The organism is Taibaiella lutea (assembly GCF_008629695.1).
Taxonomy (GTDB): Bacteria; Bacteroidota; Bacteroidia; order Chitinophagales; family Chitinophagaceae; genus Taibaiella; species Taibaiella lutea.
In genome coordinates this window covers 39,951-55,250 of sequence record NZ_VWSH01000004.1, presented here as the reverse complement: position 1 = coordinate 55,250, position 15,300 = coordinate 39,951, and the positions used below count along the sequence as shown (strand labels likewise).

Annotated in this window: 17 protein-coding genes; 12 read left to right on the top strand and 5 right to left on the bottom strand. The window is 38.9% G+C overall.

Going from position 1 to position 15,300, the window contains the following annotated elements:
* Window positions 1-309 precede the first annotated feature (309 nt).
* From der to F0919_RS15145, 9 genes are all read left to right on the top strand, one after another.
* Window positions 310-1,686: a ribosome biogenesis GTPase Der gene (gene der, locus F0919_RS15185; protein ID WP_150033643.1), complete on the top strand. Its 1,377-nt coding sequence runs from the start codon at window positions 310-312 to the stop codon at window positions 1,684-1,686.
* A gap of 154 nt (window positions 1,687-1,840) precedes the next feature.
* Window positions 1,841-4,075 (top strand): helix-turn-helix domain-containing protein, encoded by a 2,235-nt coding sequence (locus F0919_RS15180; protein WP_235903523.1) that lies wholly within the window; start codon window positions 1,841-1,843, stop codon window positions 4,073-4,075.
* A gap of 35 nt (window positions 4,076-4,110) precedes the next feature.
* Window positions 4,111-4,911: a dipeptidase PepE gene (gene pepE, locus F0919_RS15175; RefSeq protein ID WP_235903522.1), complete on the top strand. Its 801-nt coding sequence runs from the start codon at window positions 4,111-4,113 to the stop codon at window positions 4,909-4,911.
* Window positions 4,912-4,977: 66 nt separating this feature from the next.
* Window positions 4,978-5,619, top strand: coding sequence for a YceH family protein (locus F0919_RS15170; protein ID WP_150033641.1), 642 nt, complete (start codon window positions 4,978-4,980; stop codon window positions 5,617-5,619).
* Window positions 5,620-5,814: 195 nt separating this feature from the next.
* On the top strand, window positions 5,815-5,979 hold the full coding sequence (locus F0919_RS15165) for a phosphatidate cytidylyltransferase (protein ID WP_150033640.1): 165 nt from the start codon (window positions 5,815-5,817) through the stop codon (window positions 5,977-5,979).
* Window positions 5,980-6,100: 121 nt separating this feature from the next.
* Window positions 6,101-6,823 carry a DUF72 domain-containing protein gene (locus F0919_RS15160; protein ID WP_150033639.1) on the top strand — a complete coding sequence of 241 codons (723 nt, stop codon included), beginning with the start codon at window positions 6,101-6,103 and terminating at the stop codon, window positions 6,821-6,823.
* Window positions 6,824-6,828: 5 nt separating this feature from the next.
* The gene (locus F0919_RS15155; RefSeq protein WP_150033638.1) at window positions 6,829-7,026 is read left to right on the top strand and encodes a KTSC domain-containing protein; all 198 of its coding nucleotides are present in this window, start codon (window positions 6,829-6,831) and stop codon (window positions 7,024-7,026) included.
* Window positions 7,027-7,093: 67 nt separating this feature from the next.
* On the top strand, window positions 7,094-8,365 hold the full coding sequence (locus F0919_RS15150; RefSeq protein WP_150033637.1) for a PQQ-dependent sugar dehydrogenase: 1,272 nt from the start codon (window positions 7,094-7,096) through the stop codon (window positions 8,363-8,365).
* A gap of 3 nt (window positions 8,366-8,368) precedes the next feature.
* Window positions 8,369-8,632, top strand: coding sequence for a SemiSWEET transporter (locus tag F0919_RS15145; protein WP_150033636.1), 264 nt, complete (start codon window positions 8,369-8,371; stop codon window positions 8,630-8,632).
* 318 nt (window positions 8,633-8,950) lie between these two features.
* Here the strand turns inward: F0919_RS15145 and F0919_RS15140 are convergent, their stop codons facing one another.
* The 3 genes from F0919_RS15140 to F0919_RS15130 all read right to left on the bottom strand — a co-directional run bounded on the left by F0919_RS15140 (window position 8,951) and on the right by F0919_RS15130 (window position 10,110).
* Window positions 8,951-9,151, bottom strand: coding sequence for a hypothetical protein (locus F0919_RS15140; protein WP_150033635.1), 201 nt, complete (start codon window positions 9,149-9,151; stop codon window positions 8,951-8,953).
* Between the two features lie 145 nt (window positions 9,152-9,296).
* Window positions 9,297-9,647, bottom strand: coding sequence for a response regulator (locus F0919_RS15135; RefSeq protein WP_150033634.1), 351 nt, complete (start codon window positions 9,645-9,647; stop codon window positions 9,297-9,299).
* A 127-nt stretch (window positions 9,648-9,774) separates the two neighbouring features.
* Entirely contained in the window at window positions 9,775-10,110 is a 336-nt protein-coding gene (locus F0919_RS15130) for a YtxH domain-containing protein (protein WP_150033633.1), read from the bottom strand.
* A 207-nt stretch (window positions 10,111-10,317) separates the two neighbouring features.
* Here F0919_RS15130 and F0919_RS15125 point away from each other — a divergent pair, with 207 nt between their 5' ends.
* The 3 genes from F0919_RS15125 (at window position 10,318) to F0919_RS15115 (ending at window position 11,644) form a co-directional block, all read left to right on the top strand.
* The gene (locus tag F0919_RS15125) at window positions 10,318-10,530 is read left to right on the top strand and encodes a YwbE family protein (protein ID WP_150033632.1); all 213 of its coding nucleotides are present in this window, start codon (window positions 10,318-10,320) and stop codon (window positions 10,528-10,530) included.
* 40 nt (window positions 10,531-10,570) lie between these two features.
* The gene (locus F0919_RS15120; RefSeq protein WP_150033631.1) at window positions 10,571-10,987 is read left to right on the top strand and encodes an SET domain-containing protein; all 417 of its coding nucleotides are present in this window, start codon (window positions 10,571-10,573) and stop codon (window positions 10,985-10,987) included.
* A gap of 210 nt (window positions 10,988-11,197) precedes the next feature.
* Complete coding sequence (locus F0919_RS15115) at window positions 11,198-11,644, top strand: KTSC domain-containing protein (protein ID WP_150033630.1); 447 nt, start codon at window positions 11,198-11,200, stop codon at window positions 11,642-11,644.
* 63 nt (window positions 11,645-11,707) lie between these two features.
* On the opposite strand, the gene F0919_RS15110 is transcribed toward F0919_RS15115, so the two are convergent.
* Both F0919_RS15110 and F0919_RS15105 read right to left on the bottom strand, forming a co-directional pair.
* Entirely contained in the window at window positions 11,708-13,588 is a 1,881-nt protein-coding gene (locus F0919_RS15110; protein ID WP_216629440.1) for a mechanosensitive ion channel family protein, read from the bottom strand.
* Between the two features lie 81 nt (window positions 13,589-13,669).
* Complete coding sequence (locus tag F0919_RS15105) at window positions 13,670-15,298, bottom strand: M1 family metallopeptidase (protein WP_150033629.1); 1,629 nt, start codon at window positions 15,296-15,298, stop codon at window positions 13,670-13,672.
* Window positions 15,299-15,300 lie beyond the last annotated feature (2 nt).

Sequence of the window (15,300 nt, the reverse complement as noted above, 5' to 3'; positions counted from 1 at the left end):
AACACAGTCATTGTAACCGTAAAACACAGTCATTGTAACCGTAAAACACAGTCATTATAACCGTAAAACACAGTCATTGTAACCGTGAAACACAGTCATTGTAACCGTAAAGCACAGTCATTGTAACCGTGAAACACAGTCATTGTAACCGTAAAGCACAGTCATGATAGCCGTGAAACACAGTCATAATAACCATAAACACGGTCATTTGCTTAACAGCTATCATCCCTGTCTGTATGCAATTGTCGTTTTATTCCAACAGTCAAAATCTAAAAACGTACCTTTGCCGGATAAATCAATAAATTATAAATGTCAGGATTTACAGTAGCGATAGTAGGAAGACCCAACGTCGGGAAATCAACCTTGTTTAACAGGTTGCTGGAACAGCGGAAATCTATCGTAGATGACTTTAGCGGTGTAACCCGCGACCGCCAATACGGTTTGTGCGATTGGAACGGCAAAATATTTAACGTAATCGATACCGGCGGTTTTGTAAGCCGTTCGGAAGATGTTTTCGAAAAGGAAATCAGGAAACAGGTAAAAATTGCAATCGACGAATCCGATATTCTGGTATTCGTAACCGATGTTACAGCCGGCATCACCGATCTGGATGATGAAATGGCGCAGGTATTGCGCAAATCACGCAAACCGGTTTTTTTAGTAGTGAACAAAGTAGATAATTCCGAACGTCAATTAGATGCCACGGAGTTTTACGTGCTGGGTTTCGACCCGACGTTCTTCCTTTCTTCCATCTCCGGAAGCGGTACGGGAGAGCTTTTGGATGAAATCACTTTACGTATTCCCGAGGACAGAGTTGTAGATGCGGTAGAAACAATTATTGAAGAAGTTGAAGATGAAGATGGCAATATCATTCAAATGGAAAGGGAGAAAAACCCGATTCCGAAAATTGCTATCATAGGCCAGCCGAACGCGGGTAAATCAACCTTGTTGAATGCTTTGATAGGCATGGAACGTTCTATCGTTTCTGATATTGCAGGAACTACAAGAGATCCTGTTCATACGCAATACAACCAATTCGGCAAAGAATTCATACTGATTGATACAGCAGGTTTACGCAAGAAGAAAAGCGTAACCGAAGACCTTGAATTTTATTCTGTAATCCGTGCTATCAGGGCAATGGATGAAGCCGATGTTTGTATGTTGTTGGTAGATGCCGAAAAAGGCATGACGGCACAGGACGTAAACATCTTTTCATTGGCAAGCCGTAAAGGCAAAGGCATTGTGGTATTGGTAAATAAATGGGACACTCTGGATGAAAAGGAAACCAACACAGCCCGCGATTATGAAAAACGTCTGAAAGAGCGTACTGCACCGTTTACCGACTATCCTGTAATATTCACATCTGCAACCGAAAAATTAAGGATATACCAGGCCATGGAAAAGGCGCTGGAAGTATTTGACAACAGATTAAGAAGGGTTCAGACTTCGCATCTGAATGATATTATGGGCAAGGAAATTGAACGTTTTCAGCCACCAATCGTAAGAGGTCATTCGGTGAAAGTGAAATTTGTAATGCAGATACCGACACATACCCCGGCATTCGCATTCTATTGCAGCCACCCGGATGATATTAAAACACCTTATCGTAATTTCCTTGATAATAAATTGAGAAGCCATTTCAATTTTTCAGGTGTACCGATTAAGATTTTCTTCAGAAAAAAATAATTTCGGTTGTTGCCGGTGAAGATACCAACAACAGCAAACCAATAAAATACATCGTAGAGACGTTGCGCTGCAACGTCTCTACATATTTACGAGATTATCTATCACATGTAAATTTTTCGGAAGAGAGAAAATACATAATTTCATACATTGAATTATGCAGAACACAGATACAAGTAATATAATTTTCCAGCAAGCCGTTGCATTCGTCAATCAAACGAATCAACATTTATTTCTGACAGGTAAGGCAGGTACAGGTAAGACTACTTTTTTGAAATACATCCGTAATCATTGCTATAAAAAAATGGCTGTGGTAGCGCCTACAGGTGTTGCGGCTATTAATGCGGGCGGTGTTACGATTCACTCTTTTTTCCAATTACCTTTCGGAACATTTTTGCCTTCGCAAAAAACGGTCTGGGGTGGTGAATTCAATAATATTTACAATAAAAATCAATTACTAAGCCGCTTAAAGCTGAACAAAGCCAAACGCGATTTAATGAAGGAACTGGACCTCCTGATTATTGATGAAGTATCTATGGTTCGCGCCGATGTGATGGATGCCATGGATGTAATTTTACGTTCCGTCAGAAGAAACCAGGAACAGCCTTTTGGCGGCTTACAGGTATTGTTTATCGGCGATATGTTTCAGTTGCCGCCGGTGGTGAGGGATTCCGAAATGGAATTATTAAGTGAGTTTTATCAAAGTCCCTTCTTCTTCGATTCGTTGGCTGTAAAAGAGGCAATGCCGATTTATCTGGAGCTTAAAAAGATTTACAGGCAGAGCGATACGGAGTTTATCAATATCCTTAATAATGTCCGCAATAATGATGTTACGGAAGAGGATCTGGAACGATTGCAGCAAAATTTCAATCCGTATTTCAATCCCATGAGCGGCGATAGCTATATCACGCTCACCACGCATAATGCCAAGGCAGATACTATCAACCAACATGCATTGGATGGCCTGCCCGGGAAGATACATAAACTGGAGGCAAAAATATCAGGTGAATTTCCGGAGAATGCTTATCCGATTGATAAGGTTTTGCATATTAAGGAAGGCGCCCAAATCATGTTTATCAAAAATGACAAAGGAGAAAACAGGAGATTTTATAATGGTAAAATAGGCATCATTGACCGTATTGATGAGTATGACAAAAAAGTGTTTGTTTCTTTCCCGGATGAAGATAATAAGCTGGAATTAGAGTTGGAGACATGGAGTAATATCCGCTATCAGTTCGACAATGAAAAAGATGAGATCAAAGAAGAAGAGTTAGGCACATTTGCACAGTACCCTATTCGTCTGGCATGGGCCGTCACCATCCACAAAAGCCAGGGGCTTACGTTTGAGAAAGCCATTGTAGATGCAGGGCAATCTTTTGCACCGGGGCAGGTGTATGTTGCATTAAGCCGCCTTACCAATCTGGACGGGCTTGTTTTGAAATCAAAAATCACTCCGGCAAGCATCATGACCGATGAAAGGATTTTGAAATTTTCGGAGCAGGAAGAAAGTGAAGACACGATTCAGAGAGTGCTGGAAGATGCACAAGGCATATTTGCAGAACAAAGCCTGATTCAGGCATATCAATGGGAAAAGCTTACGGATGCGGGTCAGGATAACCTGGAAGCATTTGTATCAAGAAGTATTCCCGATCAGGATGCGGCTTATGTTATGTTTATGGAGATGCAGCAGTCTTTACTGGAACAGCAAAACACGGCATTGAAGTTTAAAAAAGTGCTGAATGAGTTTATTATGAAAGGCAAATCTGCCTATCCTGATATGCACTTAAAGACTATGGGCGCTGCAGGTTGGTTCAATCAGCAATTGGATGAAAAAGTGATTCAGAAGTTAAAGAAGCATATTGAAGAAGTAAAGGTAAAACCAAGAACCAAAAAGTATGTAAAAGAGATAAGAGAGTTTTTATTGCTGTTGGAACGCAAAAAGATTCAGATACAGCAAACAGTGGCTATTACAGAAGGGCTGGCACTTTCTTTGAATAGAGAACAATTGATGGAAAGGGTTTCAAAGCTGCATACACCTATTGAAATAAAACCGGAAGAGGAAAAGCTTCCGAAAACAAAAGCATCTGTCGGTGAAACAAAACTGATTTCACTTAAAATGTTTCAGGAAGGTAAAACCATTGATGAGATTGCGACGGAAAGAAGCCTTGTAAGAGGTACGGTGGAAGGGCATCTGGTAGAATTTATCGTTACGGGAGAAGTCGATGTTTATGCATTGGTACCGAAGCATAAATTAGATGTCATTCTAAAAGCAGTGAAAGAAAATCCGGATGCGACAAGCGGCGCTATCAGGCTGCAGATTGGCGAACAATATACTTTTGCGGAGATAAAAGGGGCTATGGCATTTTATAAGAAAGAACAGAATAAAAATTAATTAACGGGTTACGATTATGGCTAATAGCCGTTGTTGTGTCTCTTGACCAACAGCATTACATTTATCCCAATCCGCCGCTGTTGCGTCTTTTGACCAACAGCATTACATTTGCATCCGATTTTAAAAAGAAAGCAATGAAAAATATAGTATTGGCAAGTACCTCTACCCTATTCGGTGAAAACTATCTGGCTTATTTAAAGCCGGTCATTCAGGAACTCTTTGAAGGCATTGATGAGATTATTTTTGTGCCATTTGCAAGGCCGGGCGGCATTTCGCATGATGAATATACCGCTAAAGCTGCGGGGGCTTTTAAAGAATATGGCATTGGAGTAAAAGGTTTGCATACTTTTTCAAATCCGGCCGAAGCCATTCAATATGCAAAAGGTTTTTTTACAGGCGGCGGCAATACTTTTTTGCTGGTAAAGCAATTGCATGAATTGAATCTGATGCAACCATTAAAGAAAGCCGTTGAAAACGGAACGCCTTATATGGGCGCAAGTGCAGGCAGTAACATAGGCGGCATGAATATGAAGACAACCAATGACATGCCTATTGTATATCCTCCGGATTTCAGTACAATGGGCCTTGTTCCCTTCAACCTGAATCCACATTATCTTGATCCAAATCCTGAATTAAAACATAACGGAGAAACAAGAGAAACGCGGATTAAGGAATTCCATACACAAAATAACATTCCGGTAGTTGGATTGAGGGAAGGCAATTGGATACGTGTAAAGGGAACAATTATAACAACAGAAGGCAGCTGTGATACAAGAATATTCGAGCAGGGCAAAGAGGCTTATGAATTGCCGGCAGGCACGGTGCTTTCATTTTGACAATGCTATATAAGCCGGTGCTTCTGAATCTGCCAAACTAATTTACTATATCAATATCTTTGAAGCATGGAAAACACAACACTACCTGTATTAAATGAAGAAGAAATGCGCGTGCTTGGGGCTTTGATGGAAAAATCGAAGACTACACCGGAATATTATCCATTATCTGTAAACGGATTAACGGCAGCATGCAACCAGAAAACATCGCGCAGGCCCGTTGTCAATTATGATGAACAAACGGTGATTCTTACGCTTGACAATCTTAAAAAGAAAGGGCTTGTTTCTACTGTAACAGGAGGTTCGAGCCGTGCCGTGAAGTATAAGCACAATGTGGCTTTGCATTATCAATTGATGCCCGCAGAGATTGCGGTTATATGTATGCTGCTATTGCGCGGCCCGCAAACACCGGGCGAACTGAATACCAATTCGGGCAAATTGTATGAATTTGATTCGCTGGAAGAAGTACAGGAAACAATTGAAAAATTATCTGACGGAATACCTGCGTTCGTAAAAGCATTGCCGCGTCAACCGGGCCAGAAAGAAGTAAGATACATACACCTTCTTGGCGAGTACAATGAAGCATTATATGAATCAACCGTTTCTCCATCTTCCAATAATGCAGCGCTGGAACAACGCGTTACTGTTCTGGAGCAGGAATTGGCAACATTAAAGGAAGCCTTCGATAAGCTGATGAAAGAGCTGATGTAAATTATTTTGTCGTAAACCGGGACGAAAAATGGCTGTATCTCATAGATACAGCCATTTTTTTGCGTGTAATAAATGATTTGCAGATGATAAAACTTTAGCTGGTCAGAACAATATTCTTTTTTGATTGTAATACAATCAATTAATCCGCATCCATAAATGAATGTGGTATTCCAATCAAAACAAAAAAAACAGATCATGAAAAACCTATTGATTAGCGGACTATTACTGTTAGTCCTGAGCATAAGCAGCTGCCAGATTGTTGGCGGTATCTTTAAAGCCGGCGCCTTTGTCGGCATATTAGCCGTGGTTATTGTCATTGTAGTATTGTTAGGTATTATCTCTATGTTCAGGAAGAAATAAAAGCCATCAGAAATGATAGCAAAGACGGGGCAACTCAAAATGAGTTGTCCCGTCTTTATTAGCTGAACCCGTTATAACATTTATCAGGTTTGATTGTTATAAACCAAAGCAAAGGTTTATCATGGCAATAAAAGAGAAATTTGTCGGAACATCCGGGTATAGTTATCCTTATTGGAAAAATCGCTTTTATCCGGAAAAGCTGCCTGCTGTAAAGCAATTGAGCTTTTATAATGCCGTCTTCAATACAGTAGAGCTGAATTATACTTTCTATCGCTTTCCCACTATCGTCAACCTTCAGAAAGCAGCAAACCAGACTTATGACAATTTCAGGTTTTCTGTCAAGATGCACAAATCCATTACACATACTTTGCGGATGCAAAACGCAAAAGAAAAGATAAAGGAGTTTATGGATATCATTACCGAGGGCCTGGGCGATAAGCTTGGTTGCGTTTTATACCAATTGCCGCCATCATTCAGCTATTCGGAAGAGAGGCTTGAAAATATACTTGACTGTGTAGCGCACAACAGCAATAACGTTATTGAATTCAGGCATGTATCCTGGTGGCAGGAAAAAGTATATGATGCATTCAATAAAGCAAAACTGACATTTTGTGCAGTAAGCTATCCGGGGCTTCCGGATGAAAACATTGTTACAAGCGATATCTTCTACAAACGTATGCATGGCATACCTGAACTTTTCAAATCGCCTTACGACGAACCGACACTTATAAAATTGGCAAAGGATATTCCGGAAGACATAACATCCTTTGTGTATTTTAATAATACCATGTATGAAGCCGGTTATTCCAATGCCGCTTTTTTAAAGACATTATTAAATGATTGAAAACCGTGCCATCTACCGTTATTGAATATATAAGCTATGATGCCGCAACGCAGGTGCTTAAGGTTCATTTCCTTTCAGGTGCGGTATATGCGTATAATGATGTACCGGAAAACATTTATGAAGCCTTCAAAAAATACAAATCAAAAGGGACTTTTCTGAATAAGTATATAAAGGACAAATATGACTTTGAAAGAATAAACTAAGTTGTAAAGTTCTTGTTGTTAAGGCATCTCTTATACACAAATATTATTGTTCATTAAAGACATTCTTATGAAGTGGAAAATCTCCAGTGTCATTTTGTTTACCAGTGTTGCTGCCTTTGCTCAAAAGGAGCAAAAGGCGCTCCATCTGCCTGAACCGTTTGCAACCAAATCGGTGAATAACTACAGTCATGTTTTAGGTTGGGAAAATAATCTCACGCCGCAGGCCCCCAAAGGATTTACAGTCACAAAATATGCTGACGGTTTCGATAACCCGCGCTGGACATGTGAAACGCCGAATAAAGATGTTTTAGTAGTAGAATCCAATTCCAATTATAACTTTGTGGAGCAAATCGGCGCAAACATCATAGGAGCAGGGCATTCCAATAACCTGAAACATAGCGCCGACAGGATTATGATTTTAAAAGACCTTAACCATGATGGCATAGCCGAACAAAAAGATACATTTCTTACCGGCCTGAATCAGCCTTTTGGAATGCTGTTTCTGGGCAATTGGTTTTATGTTGCAAATACGGACGCTTTATGGCGTTATCAGTATGATAAAACCACGATGCAATTAAAAGGTGCAGGTGAAAAAATTATAGATTTACCCTCAGGAAAATACAATAAGCACTGGTCGCGTAACCTGATTGCCAGCAAGAAAGGCGATAAGATATATATAGCAGTCGGCTCAGGCAGCAATATCGGGGAACACGGCATGGAAAATGAAATATTAAGGGCAGCAATCCTTGAAGTAAATCCTGACGGAAGCGGAATGAGGGTGTATGCTTCGGGATTACGCAACCCGGTTGGTATGGGCTGGGCACCCGGAACAAATACATTATGGACGGTTGTAAATGAAAGAGACGGGTTAGGCGATGATTTGGTACCTGACTATTTTACAAGCGTAAAAGAAAATGGCTTTTATGGCTGGCCCTATGTCTATCTTGGTCAACATACGGATCCACGTGTAAAAGAAAGTAATCCGCAACTGGTTGATAAAACAATTGTACCTGATGTGCCATTGGTTTCGCATACAGCCACCCTGGGGTTAATGTTCTATACAGGTGCTGCATTCCCTGCAAAATACCGTAACGGTGCATTCCTCGCGCAGCACGGATCGTTCAATCGTTCTGTCATTTCAGGATACAAAGTATTATTCGTACCATTTAAAAACGGAAAACCTTCAGGCAAACCCGAAGATTTTCTTACAGGTTTTGTAGCCAACGAAGAAAAAGAAGAAGTATATGGCAGGCCTGTCGGCCTTACCCAGCTATCAGACGGCTCTGTATTGCTTACAGACGATGTAAGCAATACAGTCTGGCGCATCACTTATAAATAAAGCATGAACTACGAAAACATTATCGGGCTTGTTGCAGGACTTATTACATCTGCATCGATGCTGCCACAGCTTATAAAAGTAATCAAAGAGAAAGATGCAAGCTATTTGTCATTAGCAATGATCTGTATTTTGATTATAGGGCTTTGTTTCTGGGTTTACTACGGTTTCCTGATTCATGAATTACCCATCATTCTTTCCAATGGTTTTGCTGTATTGGTTAATTCAACATTACTGGGGTGTTATTTTCTATACAGAAGTAAAAAATGAACTTTAATAAAACAGATATGTTGATAAGATATAAACAGGAAGAATCCTTTTTATACCGTTTTTATTTAAAGCAGCATGGAATTAAGCGGGATCAATAATCGAAAATAAAGAAGCAAAAAATTCTCTGTATCTGAATTCATTTGCCTTCAATTATTTTTTTGATTTGCCCCCTGACCATTTCCACCTGATCAATGAGGCCGCCATATTGGTGGCCTTTATTGTTTATCAATCCCGGACTAAAATATAATTGAACAAAAAATTGGCTGTTACAATGGTTATTGTAACAGCCAATAAAGTATAAAGAGTATAATGATTAAGTTATTTGCTTAATTGTTCAGGCGTGAAGTAAACAGTATTACTTCGGTTAAGATTCATCCTTTCCAGAAGTTCGCGGTCATTATTAGGGCTGAATTGTATATAGTATTTGTACACTACGCCATAGCTGTCTTTTAAATCTCTCACACCGCTATGGCTCAGCTTTTGAAATTCCTCTTCGGAAACGCCCAATAATGATGTCATTTTACTGATTGAAAATCGTGGTTTAAATATTTGATTTCCGGACATAATTAAATTGGTTTTTTGGTTTACAAATATACAATCCTTTAAATGCAATAGATACAACCCAAAATTTTTTAGCTAAATTTTTAATTTTCCCCTCACATACTTATGCAGCCATCGTATTTATCTTGCCCATTAAATGCTTTAGGTCAAATGGTTTTGCTATCACATTTGCACCGCTGTCCGACAAAACAGAAGTGTCGGAACCGGACATAAGCAATACCGGCGTTTCACGTGTAGGTATGTTTTCTTTTATGGCTTTATATATATCCAGGCCGTTTGTTTCTCCGATAAAAATATCCAGTAAGACAAAATCGGGTTTTATGTTTTGTATTATTTCCAAAACATCGGCTCCTCTTCGTTGTGTAATGACTTCAAACTCACCTTTGGTAACCAGCAGTGTACTTAATACTTCAAGGAAATTCTCGTTGTCATCCACTATCAATATCTTTTTCATGACTTAAAATATTTAGACTATTAATAAATGTTAGACATTAATTTCTTCGTTTCGTTTAAAAAAAGCAGAAGGAATCCGTTATAGAATTCCTTCTGCAATGCTTCAATAGTAAAGTAAGGAATCCGTTTTAGCTTCCCATGGTAGTGCTGTGCTTTACAGCATTGTTGGTGCTTTGCTTAACGGTATTTAATTTTTCTTTTGCATTGTCAGCAAGGTTTTCTGCATTATCCTGCATTTTGCTTTTCAGGTTTTTCAGTTGTTCTTTCATGCTGTCTTTTAAATCTCTGGATTTACTTGCAATCATATTGCGTGTATCTTCACCTGATTGCGGCGCAAACAGAAGGCTTACTAATGTTCCTACAGCGATACCGCCAATAAGAGCGATAGCAATGGACGATGCGGAAGTGGATGTATGGCACGTCGCATTTTCAATTTTCTTAGTTAATGCTTTTTTGAAATTCATAGCTTGTTATTTTGCAGTAAAGACATTTTATACCGTTCAATTGTTTTAGGAATAATGTTAAAAAGAGAAGTTTCTAACGAAGTCCTTCTATTAAGCGAAACAATTTTCCGGATGTAATGGAATAAAACTGCAAACCGGATTATCTAATACATACAGGCATTTGGAAGATTGATGAAGGGAGTTATCTTTGTGCCTTATTGTTTTTTAATGAATTCAGAAGGTCAATACAGAAAGGATATTATTCCGGGAATGGAAGCAGGCATTATTTTAAAGAAAGACCAGAGAAGCGGCAAGCTTACTTTTGGCATTGTTCAGGATATTTTAACTTCATCTGCATTTCATTCAAGGGGAATCAAAGTGCGTCTGCAGGATGGCCAGATAGGCCGTGTGGCAAGCCTTTCAGCTGAAGAAGAAGAATAACAAAATTTGCAACCAATAATCTAAACATACAAAAATCTTCATGCCTTTTTTAGAATCTCAGTTATATGTCGGGGAATCCACTATTCCCGGAGCCGGACAAGGCCTCTTTACTAAAGTTTTTATTCCGAAAGGCACGCGCATCATACAATACACAGGCAGGGTCAGCAACTGGGAAGACGCAGATCATCAGGATGGCCTGAATGCTTATATCTATTTTATGTCGGATGAACACGTAATTGATGCTTCTAAAAGAAAAAAATCTTTGGGCAGGTATGCCAATGATGCAAGAGGCATGAAAAAAATAAAAGGTCTTCTGAATAATTCTGAATATGTGGAAGTAGGTAAAAAAGTTTACATCGATGCCACAAAAGACATTCCTGCCGGAGGAGAAGTACTTGTAAGCTATGGCAAGGAATACTGGGAGGTTTTGAAAGAAAACTATAAAGACCTGAAATAGAAATTTCAGGATATTAAAGTTTCTAAATACGACTCAGACCAATACAATATCCAAGGTGGTGTTTTGCGGTATGTATCTGTTTAATAGCCGTTTAACACAAAATTTCCGGAGGATTTACATATTGTTATCCTTATCTTAATATTATTTACAATATTAACCTTACCTTTGCGCCTCCAAAATAAAAAAACGGAGCCAAAAATAATAAAGCAGATGAAAAGAATCAATGAATACAGAAAGATGCTGAACGTCACAAAAGAAAGTGATTTGAAGGAACTTAAATCTGTATATAGAAATTTGATGAAGGAATGGCACCCTGATAAATTTCAGCATGATGAAGTGCAGAAACAGGAAGCAGAGGAAAAAAGCAAAACATTGATTGAAGCTTATCATTTCCTGGTTAGTATTGCACCCGAAACCATTGAACAATCAAAATCAGAATATACCCAGACCGTAACCAACTCTCCTATCAGGGATTTTAATTACGAGAAATCAGTATTGCAGCTTAATTTCATAGACGGCAGCAGCTATGAATATTTCGGTGTACCACGCCCTTTGTATATCAAACTTATCAATTCCGACATCCCCGGCAGGTTCTGCCGCAGGCATATCTATCATGAATTTATTTATCGCAAGGTGAGTAAAGCCATGGAAGTCTGAAATATTAAAATGCCCTGTTTTTCAACAGGGCATTTTAATTTACTTAATCTTTTTAAGTGAAAATCATTTCACGTCATTTTCCTTTTTCCAATATTGCTCAGGTATGGTCGTTTGATTGCCATCGCGGCCCGCGCGGTAGTGCGGCGACATAATTTCAATACCTCTTTCATTACAAACATCCTGAATGTTCTGATAAAGATTGGAATAAATAGTGGCTTGCTTATTTGATTCTCTTACATAAGCATTGATTTGATAAGACACATAAAAATCCTCCAACCCTGTCTGCAATACGAAAGGCAATGGCTCGTGTAAAACGTGTTCCGTTCTTAAAGCGGCATCAATCAATGCCTGATGCATATCTTTCCACGGAACATCGTACCCGATAGTAACTGTTGTATGTAATATCAACCCTTTCAACGGCGCATCACTGCTGTAATTGATAGTATGGCTGCTCATTACAGTTGAGTTGGGGATGGATATAATTTCATTCTTGATAGTTCTTACTCTGGTTACCAACATTGATTTTTCAATCACATCGCCGAAAACATCTCCGATCTTTACACGATCACCTATTTTAAACAGGCGCATGTAAGTCAATACCAAACCCGAAATTACATTGGAAAGTGAACCTGCGGAACCAAATGTAAAAAGGAATCCAAGAAATACCGATACGCCCTTAAATACAGGCGAATCGCTGCCCGGTAAATAAGGAAAAATAACAATCAGCATAAAAGCATAAGTCAGAATCCTTATTATCTGAAATGTCGGATTGGCCCAGTCAGGAAAAAAGCCGGGAATGCGGAGTTTGCCGGTTGCAATTTCTACTTTTAAGAAACGCAATACTTTCAGAACATACCTGAATATGATATAGATTACGATAATGGTAACCAGATTGGGCAGATAATTCCAGACTTTACGGACTATGGCTTTTAAAGGATTCAGAATGTATCCGATTAAGGTTCCGGCTAAATCTTCTGTACTTGGAAATATGCCAAATAAGATGGGCAAAGCAATATAAACAGCTGTAAGAATAACCACCCATTTCACAAAATTATTCAACATTAAAAAGGAACTCAACTGCTTTTGGGAATCAAATAATGTATAGTTCCTTATCCTGATGCCTTTGAGTTTCTTACCTTCCTGACTACGAATCTGAGCTGCCAGCCATCTGAAAAATTTCACGATAACATAAATAAGCAAAGCCATAACAAGAATGCAGAGCAAAGCCAAACCTATCTCTTTTGCAAGCGTTTGAAAACTTGTTTTATCGCGATAGTCTCTGATAGCTTTTCTGATAATATTCAAACGCATCTGAGCAAGGCTGTCTTTAGAAGTATTATCCCATAAAGCATCATTTTCAGAAATACTTGAAATAGTTCTATCCCTGTAACAAATCCCAAGTGTATTTTCTATCTCCTGAATATTTAAGGAATCGGTAGAGAAAGTATAATCATTGGCAAGATTACGGATACGTTCCGACGTGGCATCTGCTCTTTCTTTCGCTGAAAAGCTTCCTATGCCGCTGTAAATACTGAATAATGTATCGTTGAAGAAAGCAATAACAGGTTCCCCTTTTGCTGTTTTTCTTAATGAATCAATTTGCTGTTTTTTCTGTAAAAGCCGGTTGGCTTCTTTACTGTTAAGCTCATCCAGCCTGGCTTGTAACTCCTGCTTTTTAAGATTGTCAGTTGTTTTTAAGGAGTTAATCTGGGTTTCTAACTGAGCTCTTTTAACAGAATCCGTCAGTCTTTGCTGTTCCAGTTCTTCTAATTTTGAATTATATCCTGCAAGTAACCCCTGATTGGCAGTATCGCGTTTCCCGGCGGAAGAATCTTTTGATTGTGCGGGAACAGTAGTAACTGTTGACAACAAAAACATTAGTGTCAGTAATGTTTTTATCGAGAAATCAAATAATAAATGAAGTCGGTTATAGCGTTTTTTCATAAATGGGATTATGATTACAATACGATTTCTACACAAATAATCAATTGTAAATTTAATGCTTTAGAATCATCAAAATACCACTTAACGTTTTTCAATCAGGAAATTCTTATCAATGCTAAACTTACCGCCGTTATACTTCATCTGTTGCCAATCTGTTGCAGGTTTCAGCCATAAGTCTTTTCCTTTGGTATGAACCAGTACAGGCATATTAAATCCATCCACGCAATTTGCCCATTTATAAGATACTGTCTGCTTTTTATATTCAATGACCAACTTAGGAAGGCTCGTTGTTCTTAAATATTGCTGAAAGACTTTAGTGAAATCAATACCGGAGTAGCTGTTGATGAAATCTTCCATTTCTTTTCCGGTAATAATTTTATGGTAGAAAGTATCGTTCATGCTTCTAAGCATTCCAAAGAACTTAGCATCATCTTTCATAATCATCCTTATCATGTGAATCATAAAGGCAGCTTTGTCATAATGGTCACTGCTGCCTTCATCGCATTCATTAAACCGGCCTTGTACCGGCGCATCATTCTTAACTACATTGACTTTACCTTGCTGATAGAGGAAAGCTTTTTCTTTACCCAATAAGCATTCTGCAAAAATGGTTTCGGTATAAGTAGTGAATCCTTCGTGGATCCATGTATCTGCTTTATCAAAAGAGGTGATATTATTACCAAACCATTCATGACCTGATTCATGTACAATAATAAAATCGAACAGCAACCCTACCCCGCTTTTGCTTCTGTCCTTGCCTTTGTATCCCATCTTGTATCCATTACCATAAGCAACAGCGCTTTGATGTTCCATACCTAAATAAGGCGCATCCACCAATTTGTACCCGTCTTCATAAAACGGGTAAGGCCCTATTTTTTCTTCAAAACATTGTAACATCTGCTTCACTACTGCAAATTGCTTTTGGGCTTTAGCTTCATTCTGACGCAACACATAGTAATCCAGGCTCAAAGGACCTTTTTCTCCTTTTAAGGTATCAGACCAATGTACGTAGTCGCCTATGTAAAAACTGATGTCATAATTATTGATAGGGTTGCTTACAAGCCATGTCCATCGAAGATTTCCGTCGCCCCTTCTTTCATTATTGGCTTGCAGCCTTCCGTTACCAATCATTTGCAGATTGGAAGGAACGACCATTGAAAGGCTCATGCCTTTATCTGCTTCATCGCCCTGAAAGTCTTTGCAGGGAAACCAGATACTCGCACCAACGCCCTGACAGGCCATTGCCATCCATCTGTTCCCATTTGTATCTCTGCTCATTACCAAACCTCCGTCCCATGGCGGATTGGCGGCAATTTGAGGGATGCCTTTATAGTCTATCCTTAAAGTAAATATATTGTCTTTGATATACGTTTTGAAGTCTTCTTTGATGATATAAACATTACCATACTTCTTAAGATTGACAATATGAGTTTCACCATCTTCCGATGTGAAAGCGACAGCATTGATCTGCAATGGTTCCTGCAAATCTATTTGCAGGGAGTCACCGATCTTGCCGTTTACTTTTGCAGTAATATCAACTGTGCCATTCAAATTTCCTGATCCTGTATCTACATTCAGATTGATGCTATAATGTTGAACATCCCACCAGGAGCGTGCTGCGTTGTTGTTGCATTTTAAATTGAATTCTTGCGCTGATGTACAGGATGATTGAAGAAAGAATATTGTAAGAAGGAGAAATATTAATTTCATGG